The organism is Serratia sp. LS-1 (genome assembly GCF_003719595.1).
GTDB classification, from domain to species: Bacteria; Pseudomonadota; Gammaproteobacteria; order Enterobacterales; family Enterobacteriaceae; genus Serratia; species Serratia ureilytica.
Window position 1 is genome coordinate 4,882,288 of sequence record NZ_CP033504.1, and the last position, 16,014, is coordinate 4,898,301.

Consider the following 16,014-nt stretch of genomic DNA (forward strand, 5'->3'; position numbering starts at 1 on the left):
GTGTTATCGCAGAGGGAAATGTAATTAACATTGCTTGCCACAGTAAACTGTGAAGTGTGGCAGAAAACGGCGGCGGGTAACGCGGGGAAGTTCACAGTTGTGCCCAACAAGATCTGAGGAATTCCCGTAGCTTAGCCGGTTGAGATGGATATTCGGCGTAAAAAAAACTAGTCTGCTAGCAGAGACAGAGGGAAATTTCCCACGGAGATGCAGAGTTGAGGTGCATGATGTTAGAGCGAATTTGCCAACTGTCCCGCGAGGCGGGGGCGGCGATCATGGCGGTGTACGACGGTGAACAACCGCTTGATGTCGCACAGAAAAAAGATGACTCACCGGTGACGGCGGCCGATCTGGCGGCGCATCACATCATCAAGCGCGGCCTGGCGGCCCTGACGCCGGAGGTGCCGCTGCTGTCGGAAGAGGATCCGCCGGCGTGGGAAGAGCGCCGCAACTGGACGCGCTACTGGCTGGTCGATCCGCTGGACGGCACCAAAGAGTTCTTGCATCGCAATGGCGAGTTCACGGTCAATATCGCCCTGATTGAAGACGGGCAGGCGGTGATGGGCGTGGTGTACGCCCCGGCGATCGACGTGTTGTATCTGGCGGAGCGCGGCAAGGCCTGGAAAGAAGAGAAGGGCGTGCGGCAGGCGATCGGCGTCAGCAACGCGCATCCGCCGCTGGTGGTGGTGAGCCGCTCGCATATCGACGACGAATTGAAAGACTATCTGCAGCAGTTGGGCGAGCACCAGACCGTGTCCGTCGGTTCCTCACTGAAGTTCTGCCTGGTGGCGGAAGGCAAGGCGCAGCTCTATCCGCGCTTCGGGCCAACCAATATTTGGGATACCGCTGCAGGACACGCGGTGGCGGTGGCCGCCGGGGCGCAAATTCACGATTGGCAGGGCAAGCCGTTGCTCTATACCCCGCGTGAATCTTTCCTCAACCCCGGCTTCCGGGTTTCGCTGTTCTGAGTCAGTTCGCCAACAGCTGGTGCAGCTTGGACATCACCTGCTGCACCTCTTCCGGCGTCAGCGCGCCGTCTTTGGCGAACTGAATGCGCCCTTGCTTATCCAGCACCACGATGGCGGAACCTTTCGGCTGCAGATCCCAGGCTTTGCGCACGTTGCCGTCGCTGTCGACGATAAACTGCGACCACGGGAACTCTTTCTTGCTGTCTTCGATGCTGCTGCGCACGAACATGGCGGTGCCCATCAGGGCATCGTCGGTGTTGACGATTGTCGTCGTTTGGTAACGATCGTGTGGTAGCTTCGCCTTCTTAATCGCTTCAATCAGTGGGTCGTTCATGTCTTTGGCGGAGCTGCGGCCGGCAATGTGCTGTATCACCCGCACTTTTCCACTGAGCTGCGCGCTGTTCCAATTCTGGTAGCTAAAATTACCGTCAGCGTAATTGAGCTCTCCTTTATCGCTGACGCCAACCGGCGCCACGCGCTGTTGGAGCTGGAAGTTGTGCGCGGAAGCGAAAAGCGGGACGAGCAGCAGGGTTACCATCAGCATGCGACTTGTTTTCATGCTTTCTCCTTGTAATGGGGGGAATTTGTGCGACAGCACTTCGACAGCCTAAAGCATAGGATGTGATAAGAGGTCTGTCCTGTTAACCGGATCGCAGATTTTCCCTTGGTTCGCTAATCATCAGATTTTGAAGGGATATCCTGAAAACGTTATAAATTATCATATACAATTCTGTCAAAAAGTGTAAATCCAGCGTAGATATCCGGGCAGAAGTGAACGTTCTGGTCTTTACTGGGTCTACTACATGCAATCAAGTTGCGTTCTGAATTTCGAGGCTGCCACCTTTGGCGGCTCGCTGAGCGCATGGATCAACGGGAGGAGCGTAAAAGAATGAGAATCTTCCAGCGTTATAACCCTTTGAAAGTGGCAAAGTACGTTAAGACCCTGTTTCGCGGAAGGCTGTATATCAAGGACGTAGGCGCATTTGAATTCGACGAGGGGAAAATCCTGCCGCCGAAGATTCGTGACAAGCGCCATTTCAGCGTGATGTCTGAAGTGAACCGTCAGGTGCTGCTGTTGCAGACCGAGATGGGGTGAACACCTCGCTGACAGCGGTAAAAAAATGCGGCCCCGATGGGGCCGCTGATGTTTTTGTCCTTCGCGCCGTCAGGCCGCCGGAGTGTCGTCCGGCGCTTTCGGCAGCACCGCCGCCGGTTTGTCGCTCAGTCGGGTGACCAGCAGCTGGTCTATCTTGTAGCTGTCGATATCCACCACTTCGAACTTGTAGCCGGCGTATTTGACGAAATCGGTGCGTTTCGGGATCTTGCGCAGCATATACATCATAAAGCCGCCGATGGTCTCGTAGTTGCCCGCCTGCGGGAACTCGTCGATGTCCAGCACGCGCATCACGTCGTCGATCGGCGTGCCGCCTTCAATCAACCATGAGCTTTCGTCGCGCGCCACGATCTGCTCTTCCTGGCCCTGGCCGACCAGATCGCCCATCAGCGTGGTCATCACGTCGTTAAGGGTGATGATGCCCACCACCAACGCATATTCATTGAGGATCACCGCGAAGTCTTCGCCGGCGGTTTTGAAGCTTTCCAGCGCTTCGGACAGCGTCAACGTGTCCGGCACAATCAGCGCCGAGCGGATCTGCACGCCGCTGCTCAGCACCAGGCTCTGGTTGCCCAGCACGCGGTTCAGCAGGTCTTTGGAATCGACGTAACCCACCACCTGATCGATATGGCCGTCGCACACCAGGAACTTGGAGTGCGGATGGGTCGAGACCTTCTCCTTGATGCTCTCTTCGCTTTCGCGCAGATCGAAGTACACCACGCTTTCGCGCGAGGTCATCGAAGACGGCACGGTGCGCGATTCCAGTTCGAACACGTTTTCAATCAGCTCGTGCTCCTGCTTGCGCAGCACGCCCGCCAGGGCACCGGCTTCCACCACCGCGTAGATGTCATCGGAGGTGATGTCGTCTTTACGCACCATCGGCAGCTTGAACATGCGGAAGATCAGGTTGGCCATGCCGTTGAAGAACCACACCAGCGGGCGGAAGATCATGATGGAGAAACGCATCGGGTTGATGATCCGGACGGCGACCGTCTCTGGTGCAATCATACCGATGCGCTTCGGGGTCAAATCGGCGAACAGGATAAACAGGCTGGTCACCAGCACGAAGGAGCAGATGAAGCTGACCTGTTCCGCCAGTTCGGGCGACAGGAAGCGAATAAAGAACTGTTGGAAGGTGCCGGAAAACGCCGCGTCGCCGACGATACCGCCGAGGATGGCCACGGCGTTCAGGCCGATCTGCACCACGGTGAAGAAGATGCCTGGGGTTTCTTGCAGTTTAAGCACTCTGGCGGCGTTGATGTTGCCTTCGTCCGCCATCAGCTTCAGTTTGATCTTGCGCGAGGCGGCCAGAGAGATTTCCGACAGTGAGAAAAACGCACTCACCGCGATCAGAAAAAGAATCAGTAAAATACTGTTTAACATAATCTATCCATACGTGCCGACGGGATGCCGGCGCTCTTGAGGAAGGGTAGTACATAGTAAAAAAAGCAGCGATAACAACCAGAAGGGAAGCTATCGGGCCGCAGAAGCGGCCCGCACAGTATAGCAGTTGCCCCACAGGGGCCGCCAGCGGTTAAAAAAGTGCCGCCGGCCGGCATCGGATCAGCCCTGCGGCGGCAGGCAAACGCCGATGCCGCCCAGCCCGCAGTAACCTTCCGGGTTTTTGAACAGGTACTGCTGGTGATCGTCTTCCGCATAATAGAACGGCAGCGCCGGCGCGATCTCGGTGGTGATGACGCGCTTGTCGCCCGCCGCCGCCATCGCCTGCTGGAAGCGTTGCAGGCTGCTTTCCGCCTCGGCCTGCTGCTCTGGGCTCAGCGTGTAAATCGCCGAGCGGTACTGCGTGCCGACGTCACCGCCCTGGCGCATGCCCTGCGCCGGATCGTGATTTTCCCAGAACACCTGCAGCAGCTGCTTGTAGCTGACGACCTGCGGATCGAACACCACGCGCACCACTTCGGCGTGGCCGGTCTGGCCGCTGCACACTTCGCGGTAGGTCGGGTTCGGCGTGTAGCCGCCGCTGTAGCCGGCGGCGGTGCTGTAGACGCCCGGCTGTTGCCAGAACAGACGCTCAACGCCCCAGAAACAGCCCATGGCGAAGATCGCCACTTCCATGCCGGCCGGCACCTGAGTCATCGAGTGTTCGGTGACGACGTTGAGCGTTGCGACAGGCATTGGCGTGGTGCGGCCAGGCAGCGCGCTTGCCTTATCGACGGTTTGTGATTTATCAAAAAATGGCACCACGGTTGACTCCTGTTGTCACAGTAAGAATTGACCCTACATGGCGGCGGTTCGGTTGTATCTCACCGCGTCTTTGCCCACAATAAGCGGCAAGTGGGATTTTGTATAAGCTTAACGCAGTATTTTGAGCGCCAAAAGTGAAGAATTCGCCTGTTGCGCGGCGGCAAAGCGCGGCGGGCGGCGTCCGGAAGAAGGTTGAAGAGGGCTGCCGTCATGATAGCGCGGAGTCTGCCCTGGCCCCGGAGCGAACACCATAACAGGAAAGTAAAATCAATAAGGAGAACACGTGCCAAAGTACCCGGTCATGTGCTTGATATCTGTGTTGCTTGCGGCACCTGCAGCCTATGCGGCCAACGTGCGGCTGCAGGTGGAGGGGTTAAGCGGAGAGTTGGAAAAAAACGTCCGGGTGCGGCTGTCGTCGATCACGCCTGAAGAGGTCGGCACCGACGGTCGCTTCCGCGCACGGGTGGATGAGGCGGTGCGCCAGGGGCTGCGCGCGCTCGGCTATTACCAGCCGACCATCGAGTTTACGCTGGACGATCGGCCGGGGATGTCGCGTCCGGTGCTGCATGCCAAGGTCAATCCGGGCGAACCGGTGCGCATCGCCGGCGCCAACATCGTGCTGGAAGGCGGCGCGAAGACCGATGAGGACTACCTGGCGCTGGTAAAGAAGGATCGGCCGACCATCGGCGAGATCCTCAACCACGGCAAGTATGACAGTTTCAAAGGCTCGCTGACCGGCCTGGCGCTGCGCAAAGGTTACTTCGACGCCGATATGACCAAAAGCCAACTCGGCGTGGCAGAAGATCTGCACAAGGCGTTTTGGGATATCGATTTCAACAGCGGCGAACGTTACCGCTTCGGCAAGGTGAAATTCACCGGTTCGCAAATCCGCGAAGACTATCTGCAAAATCTGGTGCCCTTTCATCAGGGGGATTACTACAGTTCGGAGGATTTGGCCGAGCTGAACCGCCGTTTGTCCGCCACCAACTGGTTCAACTCGGTGGTGGTGTCCCCTGATTTCAACGATGCCAAAGAGAACAAGATTTTGCCGTTGGACGCGCTGGTAACGCCGCGTACGCGCAATACCATCGAAACCGGTATCGGTTACTCCACCGACGTCGGCCCGCGGGTGAAAGGCACCTGGAAAAAGCCCTGGCTCAACGATCGCGGCCACAGCCTGGAAACCAGTGCCAGCGTGTCGGCGCCGGAGCAGCAGCTGGATCTGACCTATAAGATCCCGCTGTTGAAGAATCCGCTGGAGCAGTATTACCTGCTGCAGGGCGGGCTCAAGAACGTCGACCTTAACGACACCAAATCCGTGACCTCCAAAGTGGTGGCTTCGCGCAACTGGGATCTCTCCAGCGGCTGGCAGCGGGCGATCAACCTGACCTGGCGCTGGGATAACTTTACCCAGGGCAACGTCAGCAACACCACCATGCTGCTGTACCCCGGCGTCAGCTTCAACCGCACCCGCTCGCGCGGCGGCCTGATGCCGACCTGGGGCGACAGCCAGCGCTACTCCATCGACGTATCCGACACCACCTGGGGCTCGGGCGTGGACTTCGCGCTGATGCAGGCGCAGAACGTCTGGATCCGCACGCTCGCCGACAAGCATCGTTTCGTGGCGCGCGGGCAGGTGGGATGGATAGAAACCAACGACTTCGACAAGGTGCCGCCGGATTTGCGCTTCTTCGCCGGCGGTGACCGCAGCATTCGCGGCTACAAGTACAAAGACATTTCTCCGCGCGGCGACGACGGCAAGCTGACCGGCGCCTCCAAGATGCTGACCGGCTCGCTGGAGTATCAATACAACGTGACCGGCAAATGGTGGGGGGCGATGTTCGTCGATTCCGGTGAAGCGGTGAACGATATCAAGCAGAGCAACTTCAAGACCGGCGCCGGCGTAGGCGTGCGCTGGCAGTCGCCGGTGGGGCCGGTGAAGCTGGATATCGCCGCGCCCGTGGGAGACAAGGACACTCACGGGATGCAGTTCTACATCGGTTTGGGGCCTGAACTATGAGCCTGGTTAAAAAGATTTGTCTCGGATTTCTGGTCGTTCTGCTGCTGCTGATCGGCGGACTGGCCTTTCTGGTGGGGACCACCACCGGTTTGCACATGGTCATCAACGGCGCGGCGCGCTGGGTGCCGGGGCTGGAGATCGCCGGCGTCAGCGGCGGCTGGCGCGATCTGACGCTGAAGGGCGTGAAGTATCAGATGCCGGGCGTGACGGTCAACGCCGGGCAATTCCATCTGTCCCTCGATCTCTCCTGCTTTAAACGCAGCTCGCTGTGCGTCAACGCCTTGACTGCTCAGGACGTGGACGTGGCGGTGAACACCAAAGAGATGGCGCCCTCCGCGCCGGTGGAGGAGAGCAGCGAGCCGACCACCAATCTCAGTACGCCTTATCCGATCACCCTGCGCCTGTTGGCGCTGAACAACGTCAAGGTCACCGTCGACGACACCGCCATTTCTCTGGCCGAGTTCCGCACCGGCGCACAGTGGCAAGAGCGTGCGCTGACGCTGATGCCGACCAAGATCGGCTCGTTGCTGATCGCCTTGCCGAAAACGCCGCAAAATCCGTTGCCGGAAGCGGTGCAACCGGCGGTCGAGGTGGCGAAAAAGGTCGGTGAGCAGGTTACCGACGCGGCGAAACCGGCGCCGCAGCCGGAAGAGAAGCCGCTTGGCGAAACGCTGAAGGAACTGTTCGCCAAACCGCTGTTGCCGGATCTGCCGGACATCCGCCTGCCGCTGGATATCACCGTGAAAGAGATCAGCGGTGAACAGCTGCGCTTGACCGGCGATACCGACGTGCTGATCACGAGTCTGTTGCTGCAGGCCAGCACGCAGGATCAGCATATCCAGCTGGACAACTTCGACGTGAAGTCGCCGCAGGGTACGCTGTCGGTGCAGGGGCAGGCGACCCTGACCGGCGATTGGCCGGTGGCCCTGACCGCCAACAGCGCGTTGAACATCGACCCGTTGAAGGGCGAGAAGGTGAAGCTGAACATCGGCGGCGGGTTGCGTGATGAGCTGAAGGTGGCGCTGAACCTGTCCGGCCCGGTCGGCGCCCAGCTCGATGTGCAAACCCGGCTGGCCGAAGCCGGCCTGCCGCTGGCGCTGACGCTGCAGAGCAAACAGCTGAAATGGCCGCTGAGCGGCGAGGCGCAGTACCAGGTTAACGATTTCCGCCTGCGCTTTAACGGCAAGGCGACCGACTATGCGTTGTCGACGCGCGCTAATCTGAAAGGTCAGGATCTGCCGCCGGCGGTGCTGACGCTGGACGGCAAAGGCAACGTCGAGCAGTTCAAGCTGGAGCGCCTGCGGCTGGCGGCGCTGCAGGGTAATACCGATCTCACCGCGCTGGTGGACTGGAGCAAGGCCATCAGCTGGAACTCGCAATTGACGCTGAGCGGCATCAATACCGCCAAGCAGTGGCCGGAATGGCCGGCGAAACTCGACGGCAAGATCACCACGCGCGGCAGCCTGCACGGCGGCAGCTGGCAGCTGCAGGTGCCGGTGCTGCAGCTGGACGGCAACGTGAAGCAGAACAAGGTCACGGCGCGCGGCACGCTGAGCGGCAACGCCGCCGGGCAGTGGAAAATCCCCGGCATCGATCTGACGTTGGGGCGCAACCAGCTGAACGTCAAAGGACAGCTGGACGAGAAGAGCTGGAACCTGGACGCCAACATCGACGCGCCGCGTCTGGACGGCGCGCTGCCGGGCCTGGGCGGCACCGCCAAAGGGCTGCTGAAGCTGCGCGGCAATCTGCAGGCACCTCAGCTGCTGGCGGATTTGACCGCCTCCGGTTTGCAGTGGCAGGCGCTGCGCATCAACCGGGTGAAGATCGACGGTGACGTGCGCTCCACGGATCAGATCCAGGGGCAGTTGGCGGTTCGCGTCGAGCAGCTGAAGCAGGACGCGCTGGAAGTCAGCCTGCTGACCCTGGACGCCAAAGGCAGCGAGAAGCAGCATCAGCTGCAGTTGAAGATCGACGGTAAGCCGGTCTCCGGCCAGCTGGCGCTGCAGGGCAGCTTCGATCGTCAGCAGCAGCGCTGGCGCGGCAATCTGAACAATACCCGCTTCGATACGCCGGTGGGGGAGTGGCGCCTGACGCGCGCCATCGCGCTGGACTACCTGAACACCGCGCAGAAAATCAGCATCGGGCCGCACTGTTGGCAGAACCCGAATGCCGAGCTGTGCGTGCCGAAGACCATCGAAGCCGGCCAGAGCGGCCAGGCCAGCGTGGTGCTCAACCGGTTCGATCTGGCGATGATCAAGCCGTTCCTCGGCCCGGAGACCGCCCTGAGCGGCGTGTTCACCGGCCGGGCCGACGTCAGCTGGAAACCGGGCGGCGCGCTGCCGGAGGCGAAGGTCACGTTGGCCGGCAACGGCGTCAAGGTGGTGCAGCAGGTGCAGGGCAACGCGCTGCCGATCGCCTTCGATACGCTGACCCTCAACGCCGGTCTGAACAACGGCCGCGCGCAGGCCGACTGGCGGATCAAACTGACCAACAACGGCCAGTTCGACGGCAATATCCAGGTGGCGGATCCGCAGGTGCGGCGCACCATCAGCGGCAACGTCAATATCACCAACATTTCGTTGGCGCTGATCAACCCAGCGCTGATGAAGGGCGAAAGCGCGGCGGGCATGCTGAACGCCAACCTGCGTCTGGGCGGCAGCGTGCAGAAGCCGCTGGTGTTCGGGCGTCTGGCGTTGGATCGGGCGAAGGTGCAGGGCCACTGGATGCCGTTCGATATGACCGACGCGCGGCTGGCGGTGAATTTCAATGGCATGACCTCGACGCTGGAAGGGCTGCTCAGCACCACGCGCGGCCAGCTGAATCTGGCGGGCGATGCCGACTGGCGTGACATCAACGCCTGGCGTGCGCGCATTGCCGCCAAGGGCGACAAACTGCGGGTGACGGTGCCGCCGATGATCCGCATCGACGTGTCGCCGGATCTGGTGTTCGAAGCCACGCCGCAGCTGTTCTCGCTCAACGGCAAGGTCGACATCCCTTGGGCGCGCATCACGGTGCAGGAGCTGCCGGAAAGCGCGGTGGGCGTCTCTTCCGACGAAGTGATGCTGGACGACCAGCTGAAGCCGATTCAACCGAAGACCGCCTCGATTCCGATCAACAGCAACCTGATGATCCACGTCGGCAATGACGTGCGGCTGGACGCCTTCGGCCTCAAAGCCCGCCTGAAGGGTGATTTGAAAGTGGTGCAGGACAAGAAAGGGCTGGGCCTCAATGGCCAGATTGACATCCCTTCCGGTCGCTTCCATGCTTATGGTCAGGATTTGATCGTGCGTAAAGGGCAGCTGATGTTCTCCGGCCCGCCGGATCAGCCGCTGCTCAATATCGAAGCGATCCGCAACCCGGAATCCACCGAGGACGACGTGACCGCTGGCGTGCGCGTGACCGGCCTGGCGGATGCGCCGAAGCTGGAAGTGTTCTCCGATCCGGCCAAATCGCAACAGGAAGCCCTGTCTTATCTGCTGCGCGGCCAGGGCTTGAACAGCTCAGGCGCCGACGGCAACGCCATGACGTCGATGTTAATCGGCATGGGGGTTGCACAAAGTGGTCAACTTGTGGGTAAAATCGGCGAGGCATTCGGCGTGAGTAATTTGGCTCTGGACACTCAAGGGGTTGGCGACAATTCCCAGGTTGTCGTGAGCGGCTATGTCCTCCCAGGCTTACAAGTAAAATATGGGGTGGGCATTTTCGACTCGCTGGCCACGCTGACGTTGCGTTATCGCCTGATGCCTAAGTTGTATCTTGAAGCGGTGTCTGGTCTCGACCAGGCATTAGATTTGCTCTATCAGTTTGAGTTTTAGCGATGCGAATAATTGTCTACGGCAGTTTACGACGCAAACAGGGAAACAGCCATTGGATGACCAACGCCCAATGGCTCGGCGAGCACGAGCTCGAAGGCTATCAGATTTACAATCTGGGCCATTACCCGGCGGCGATCCCTGGAGAGGGCACGATACATTGCGAGGTGTATCGTATTAACTCATCGATTCTGGCAGAGCTGGACGAACTGAAAAGCAACACCAAGGACTATAAGCGCGAGCTGATTCAGACGCCTTATGGGAGTGCGTGGATCTACCTGTACAAACACAGCGTGGACGGTTACCCGCGAATTACCAGCGGTGACTGGCTGAAGCGTCTCGAAGAACAGTAAGAAAAAAAACACCGCTCAATGAGCGGTGTTTTTTCATCGGACGGCGGCAGGATTACTTCTTGGCAGCGCGTTCGAAGGAGGCGATGATTTCCGCTTTAGCCGCGGCAGCGTCTGCCCAGCCTTCCACTTTCACCCATTTGCCTTTTTCCAGATCTTTGTAGTGCTCGAAGAAGTGAGCGATCTGGGCTTTCAGCAGTTCCGGCAGGTCGTTCACGTCTTTCACGTGATCGTACTCTTTGGTCAGCTTGCTGTGCGGTACCGCAACCAGCTTGGCGTCTTCACCGGCTTCGTCGGTCATCTTCAGTACGCCAACCGGACGGCAGCGGATCACGGAGCCCGGCTGCAGCGGGTATGGGGTTGGGACCAGCACGTCAACCGGATCACCGTCCAGAGACAGGGTGTGGTTGATGTAACCGTAGTTGCACGGGTAGAACATCGCTGTGGACATGAAACGGTCAACGAACAGCGCGCCGGTTTCTTTGTCGATTTCGTATTTGATTGGATCGGCGTTGGCCGGGATTTCGATTACTACGTAGATGTCTTCCGGCAGGTCTTTGCCAGCAGGGACCAGATTCAAGCTCATGTCGGTTTCCTTTAATCATCAAACCAGAAATGGAGTGGCGGCTATTATAGCGGACTCTTTTGCGATTTCCTGCCCTTTTCATCGTTGAAAACCCAGCGTGCCGGCGCAGGGATAATTTCCAGATTAATCCCGCCGCGGCATGAAGTTTTGCCTCCGCCTGCCGATAACTTCAACAAACAATAATGAGCCGGCAAAGCTGGCTCCGCGTTTTGCCACCCCTACTACGTCTGATCTCACTATTCTGAAGCCGGGAAGAACTCATGCTAAAAAAGATTACGGTGAAGGCTGGGCTGATCGCCCTGCTGAGCCTGATGACCATGCTGCTGATCATGGTCAGCGTTATTGGCGTCAACGCGATTAACGAAGGATCGCGCTCGATCCATACCTTGAACCAGATCCTCGGCGAAGAGCTGGGCTCGCTGGCCAACAGTTCCAACCTGACGCTGCGCGCCCGAACCGCCGCCTCGCTGGCGGTGCGCCAACGGGAGATCGGTCAGATCGATGTCTCTGACGCCACCGTGAGCCGCATCTACGGTTACCTCGAGCAGTCGAACAAGGAAATGGCGCGCTTTGTCGGCGTCGGCACCGTAACCGATCGCGGCCGCGAACTCTCCAATCGCCTGCAAAACAGCTATCGCGCCTATCTGGAGCAGGGCGTGAAGCCGATGGCCGCCGCCATCAAAGCCGGCAAGATCGATGAGTATTACCATATCCAGGAGACGCGCATTTCCGCCTTGAGCATCGCGTTTGAAAAGGATCTCACCGATTTCCGCAGCTTCGCCATGAAGCTCGGCGAGAAGCAGGTGTATGAGGCGGAAAGCAACGCCAGCACCAAGATCTCGCTGATCGTGGTGGCGGGCCTGCTCAGCGTGCTGTTGGCGTTGCTGGCCTGGTTCGCGCTGCGCGTGATTATTCTGCGTCCGCTGGACGAGTCCATCGCGCAGTTGGAACACATCGCCGGCGGCGATCTGACCCACGAGATCCGTGGCGAGGGCGATACCGAGATGGGGCGCCTGGTGCGGGCGATGCTGCGCATGCAGCAGGCGCTGGCCAGTTCGGTCAGCAAAGTGCGTGACGCCAGCAGCCAGATCGACACCGGTTCGCGCGAACTGGCGGCCGGCAACCTGCATCTGGCGCAGCGCACCGAAGAATCGGCCGCGTCGCTGGAAGAGACCGCCGCCAGCATGGAACAGCTGACCTCGACGGTGAAAATGAACGCCGAGAACTGTGAACAGGCCAACCAGCTGGCGCTGAGCGTGTCCGATATCGCCAACCAGGGCAGTGAGGTGGTCAGCCAGGTGATGAGCAAGATGCAGGCGATCACCGACAGCTCGCGCCGCATCGCCGATATCATCAGCGTGATGGACGGCATCGCCTTCCAGACCAACATCCTGGCGCTGAACGCGGCGGTGGAAGCCGCGCGCGCCGGCGAACAGGGCCGCGGTTTCGCGGTGGTGGCCGGTGAAGTGCGCAACCTGGCGCAGCGCAGCGCCCAGTCGGCGAAAGAGATCAAAGGGCTGATCGAGGCGTCGCAAAACCGGGTGCAGGAAGGCGAACAGATGGTGGAGTCGGCGGCGCAGACCATGAGCGGCATCACCGGTGAAGTGGGCCGGGTGACGGCGTTGATGCGTGAGATCTCGGCGGCGACGCGCGAACAAAGCAGCGGTATCGAACAGGTGAACCTGGCGGTGGCGCAGATGGATCAGGTGGCGCAACAGAATGCGGCGCTGGTGGAGGAGTCTGCGGCGGCGACGCGCTCGCTGGAAGATCAGGCTCAGCTGCTGGCGCAGAGCATGGCGGCGTTCAAGCTGTAAGGCAATAAGGGTTCGGCAAGGCGCCGAACCCTGGCAAAGAACGCGTTACTCGTCCGGATTTTCGGCGATGAAGCGTTCTGCGTCTTCCACCATCGACTTGGTGCCGACGAAGAATGGCGCGCGCTGGTGCAGTTTCACCGGCGTGATGTCCAGAATGCGGTTTTTGCCGTCGCTGGCCTTGCCGTCGGCCTGTTCGGCCAGGAACGCCATCGGGTTGCATTCGTACAGCAGGCGCAGCTTGCCTTGCGGGTGGCTGGCGGTGCTTGGGTAGATGTAGATGCCGCCTTTCAGCAGGTTGCGGTGGAAGTCCGCCACCAGAGAACCGATGTAGCGCGAGGTGTAAGGGCGCTGCGTCGCTTCATCCTGCTCCTGGCAGTACTTGATGTATTTCTTCACGCCGAGAGGGAACTTGATGTAGTTGCCTTCGTTGATGGAATACATGTTGCCGCTCGCCGGGAAACGCACTTTCTCGTGAGAGAGACAGAACACGCCCAGAGACGGATCGTACGTGAAGGCGTGGACGCCGTAACCGGTGGTGTACACCAGCATGGTGGACGAACCGTAAACCACGTAACCCGCTGCGACCTGGGCGCTGCCCGGCTGCAGGAAGTCTTCTTCGGTCACCGGCGTGCCGACCGGCGTGATGCGACGATAGATAGAGAAAATCGTACCGACCGAGACGTTGACATCGATGTTGGACGAACCGTCCAACGGATCCATCAATACGACATACTTGGCATTTTCAGCTCGCTCGCCGTCGAATATCACGATTTCATCTTCTTCTTCGGAAGCGATACCCGCAACTTCACCACGCGCTTTCAACGCCGCTTTCAGTTTTTCGTTCGCGTACAGGTCCAGTTTCATCTGAACTTCGCCCTGTACGTTGGACACCCCGCTGGTCCCCAGAATATCAACCAGGCCGGCCTTGTTGATGTCGCGGTGAATGATTTTGGCGCCCAGTTTAATGGCAGAAAGTAACGCGGTCAGCTCGCCGGTGGCGTGCGAGAAGTCGTGCTGTTTCTCGACGATAAATTCGCCTAACGTTTTCATGACACAATCCCTGAATCTACGGATGGATAGCGGCCTGTTAACAAACCGCCAACGTTTTCGCGAGCAGTGTAGCCCAAAGATGCGCGCCATTCATAGGCAAATCCATTTCTTCTGGACGATTCTGAGCGTTAGAATATGCCGACATTCGATGCACTCACATGAGAAACCTATGCGCATTCACATTCTTGGGATCTGTGGCACCTTTATGGGCGGGCTGGCGATGCTGGCGCGCTCACTGGGGCATGACGTCACCGGTTCGGACGCCAACGTCTATCCGCCGATGAGCACGCTGCTGGAGAACCAGGGGATCGATCTTATTCAGGGTTATGATCCGGCCCAGCTGGATCCGGCGCCGGATCTGGTGATCATCGGCAACGCCATGACGCGCGGCAACCCGTGCGTGGAGGCGGTGCTGGAGCGTGGTATCCCTTACGTTTCCGGCCCGCAGTGGCTGCACGACGCCGTGTTGCGCGATCGCTGGGTACTGGCGGTCGCCGGCACCCACGGCAAAACCACCACCGCCGGCATGGCGACCTGGATCCTCGAAGCCTGCGGCTACCAGCCGGGCTTCGTCATCGGCGGCGTGCCGGGCAACTTCGACGTCTCGGCTCGCCTCGGCGGCAGCCCGTTCTTCGTGATCGAGGCCGACGAGTATGACTGCGCGTTCTTCGACAAGCGCTCCAAGTTCGTGCACTACAGCCCGCGCACGCTGATCATGAACAACCTGGAGTTCGACCACGCCGATATCTTCGACGATCTGAAAGCCATTCAGAAACAATTCCACCACCTGGTGCGCCTGGTGCCGGGAAAAGGCAAGATCATCCTGCCGGACAACGACAGCCACCTGAAGCAGGTGATGGCGATGGGCTGCTGGAGCGAACAGGAGCTGGTGGGCGAAGAGAGCACCTGGCGCGCGCAGAAGCTGACGCCGGACGCCAGTCATTACGCGGTGTTCCTCGACGGCGAGCAGGTCGGCGAAGTGAACTGGGCGCTGGTGGGCGAGCACAACATGCATAACGGCCTGATGGCCATCGCGGCGACCCGTCACGTTGGCGTGCAGCCGGCGGACGCCTGCCGCGCCTTGGGCGACTTCATCAACGCCCGTCGCCGCCTGGAGCTGCGTGGCGAAGCCAACGGCGTCACGGTCTACGACGATTTCGCGCACCACCCGACGGCGATCCTGGCCACTCTGGCCGCGCTGCGCGGCAAGGTAGGCGGCACGGCGCGCATTCTGGCGGTGCTGGAGCCGCGATCCAACACCATGAAAATGGGCATCAGCAAAAACGATCTGGCGCCTTCGCTCGGCCGTGCCGATGAAGTGTTCCTGTTCCAGCCGCATCACATTCCGTGGCAGGTTGCGGAAGTGGCGGATGCCTGCGTGCAGCCGGCGCACTGGAGCGCGGATCTCGACACGCTGGTGGAGATGGTGGTGAAAACCGCACAGCCGGGCGACCACATTCTGGTGATGAGCAACGGCGGTTTCGGCGGCATTCACGATCGCCTGTTGGACGCGTTGGCGAAAAAGCAGGAACCGAAGGTGACCTACTGATTGTTCAGCCGCATAAGCCAACCTAAGGGCCGCATTCGCGGCCTTTTTTACGCCCATAAAAAAGCCCTCGCGAGCGAGGGCAACGGGGTTCGTCGGATAGGACGACGAGAGGGTCTCTGGGAAATCGGCGTTTGCGTCAGAACTCGGCAGTGGCAGTGACGAGGGTAATCAGCTCTGCAAAGCCGTTCCCAGAGTTGTTATTTGTAAATCTCGGCGGTGGCGTGGTAGTTGCCTTCGTTACGCGCTTCGATCACGCGGTAGGCGGTCGCGCCTTTAGCATCGGCTTTCTCCGACAGCGCCTGGCGAATGTCGGTCGGTGCGCCGTCGATACCGCTGACGGTAATGGTGCCGATAGATTGCAGATTGGCGGTCTGATCGTTAGTCACCAACTGGGCGGCAGACGCGCCAAAGGAGATGACAGACAGCAAACCGAGTGCAGCGAGAGTAGTTTTCATGTTCATGATAGCGATCCTTGGTCATAACAGCCTGGAAGGGCTTGGCAGCGATTTTTATTCTTGAAGGCCGTTATGACAGCGTTTGATTCCA

At 59.7% G+C, this 16,014-nt stretch carries 13 protein-coding genes; 7 read left to right on the forward strand and 6 right to left on the reverse strand.

Going from position 1 to position 16,014, the window contains the following annotated elements:
* Positions 1-227 precede the first annotated feature (227 nt).
* On the forward strand, positions 228-968 hold the full coding sequence (gene cysQ / locus EDY99_RS23230; RefSeq protein ID WP_033644177.1) for a 3'(2'),5'-bisphosphate nucleotidase CysQ: 741 nt from the start codon (positions 228-230) through the stop codon (positions 966-968).
* 1 nt (position 969) lies between these two features.
* On the opposite strand, the gene EDY99_RS23235 is transcribed toward cysQ, so the two are convergent.
* A complete protein-coding gene (locus EDY99_RS23235; protein WP_123062092.1) occupies positions 970-1,527 on the reverse strand; it encodes a YtfJ family protein in 558 nt (185 codons plus the stop codon).
* Between the two features lie 330 nt (positions 1,528-1,857).
* Between EDY99_RS23235 and EDY99_RS23240 the strand changes: the two genes are divergently transcribed.
* Positions 1,858-2,064 (forward strand): DUF1107 domain-containing protein, encoded by a 207-nt coding sequence (locus EDY99_RS23240; protein ID WP_004933604.1) that lies wholly within the window; start codon positions 1,858-1,860, stop codon positions 2,062-2,064.
* Positions 2,065-2,133: 69 nt separating this feature from the next.
* Here EDY99_RS23240 and EDY99_RS23245 read toward each other — a convergent pair whose 3' ends face one another.
* Together EDY99_RS23245 and msrA are read right to left on the reverse strand one after the other, a co-directional pair.
* Positions 2,134-3,465 (reverse strand): hemolysin family protein, encoded by a 1,332-nt coding sequence (locus EDY99_RS23245; protein WP_033641641.1) that lies wholly within the window; start codon positions 3,463-3,465, stop codon positions 2,134-2,136.
* A 180-nt stretch (positions 3,466-3,645) separates the two neighbouring features.
* Positions 3,646-4,284 (reverse strand): peptide-methionine (S)-S-oxide reductase MsrA, encoded by a 639-nt coding sequence (gene msrA, locus EDY99_RS23250; protein WP_089195519.1) that lies wholly within the window; start codon positions 4,282-4,284, stop codon positions 3,646-3,648.
* A gap of 304 nt (positions 4,285-4,588) precedes the next feature.
* On the opposite strand from msrA, the gene EDY99_RS23255 reads away from it, so the two are divergent.
* Genes EDY99_RS23255 through EDY99_RS23265 form a run of 3 tightly spaced genes read left to right on the forward strand, consistent with a single transcriptional unit; the run spans position 4,589 to position 10,472 of the window.
* Entirely contained in the window at positions 4,589-6,307 is a 1,719-nt protein-coding gene (locus tag EDY99_RS23255) for an autotransporter assembly complex family protein (protein WP_169539905.1), read from the forward strand.
* Positions 6,304-10,122 carry a translocation/assembly module TamB domain-containing protein gene (locus tag EDY99_RS23260; protein ID WP_123062093.1) on the forward strand — a complete coding sequence of 1,273 codons (3,819 nt, stop codon included), beginning with the start codon at positions 6,304-6,306 and terminating at the stop codon, positions 10,120-10,122. The genes EDY99_RS23255 and EDY99_RS23260 overlap by 4 nt, the downstream gene beginning before the upstream one ends.
* 2 nt (positions 10,123-10,124) lie before the next feature.
* On the forward strand, positions 10,125-10,472 hold the full coding sequence (locus tag EDY99_RS23265) for a gamma-glutamylcyclotransferase (RefSeq protein WP_025159589.1): 348 nt from the start codon (positions 10,125-10,127) through the stop codon (positions 10,470-10,472).
* 52 nt (positions 10,473-10,524) lie between these two features.
* Here the strand turns inward: EDY99_RS23265 and ppa are convergent, their stop codons facing one another.
* On the reverse strand, positions 10,525-11,055 hold the full coding sequence (gene ppa, locus EDY99_RS23270; RefSeq protein ID WP_004933594.1) for an inorganic diphosphatase: 531 nt from the start codon (positions 11,053-11,055) through the stop codon (positions 10,525-10,527).
* A gap of 260 nt (positions 11,056-11,315) precedes the next feature.
* Between ppa and EDY99_RS23275 the strand changes: the two genes are divergently transcribed.
* Entirely contained in the window at positions 11,316-12,869 is a 1,554-nt protein-coding gene (locus tag EDY99_RS23275; protein ID WP_123062094.1) for a methyl-accepting chemotaxis protein, read from the forward strand.
* A gap of 45 nt (positions 12,870-12,914) precedes the next feature.
* On the opposite strand, the gene fbp is transcribed toward EDY99_RS23275, so the two are convergent.
* Positions 12,915-13,919 carry a class 1 fructose-bisphosphatase gene (fbp, locus tag EDY99_RS23280; RefSeq protein ID WP_123062095.1) on the reverse strand — a complete coding sequence of 335 codons (1,005 nt, stop codon included), beginning with the start codon at positions 13,917-13,919 and terminating at the stop codon, positions 12,915-12,917.
* 169 nt (positions 13,920-14,088) lie between these two features.
* Here fbp and mpl point away from each other — a divergent pair, with 169 nt between their 5' ends.
* Positions 14,089-15,468, forward strand: a complete 1,380-nt coding sequence (gene mpl / locus EDY99_RS23285) for a UDP-N-acetylmuramate:L-alanyl-gamma-D-glutamyl-meso-diaminopimelate ligase (protein WP_123062096.1) — start codon at positions 14,089-14,091, stop codon at positions 15,466-15,468.
* A 197-nt stretch (positions 15,469-15,665) separates the two neighbouring features.
* Here the strand turns inward: mpl and yhcN are convergent, their stop codons facing one another.
* Positions 15,666-15,929 carry a peroxide/acid stress response protein YhcN gene (gene yhcN / locus EDY99_RS23290; protein WP_025305042.1) on the reverse strand — a complete coding sequence of 88 codons (264 nt, stop codon included), beginning with the start codon at positions 15,927-15,929 and terminating at the stop codon, positions 15,666-15,668.
* Positions 15,930-16,014 lie beyond the last annotated feature (85 nt).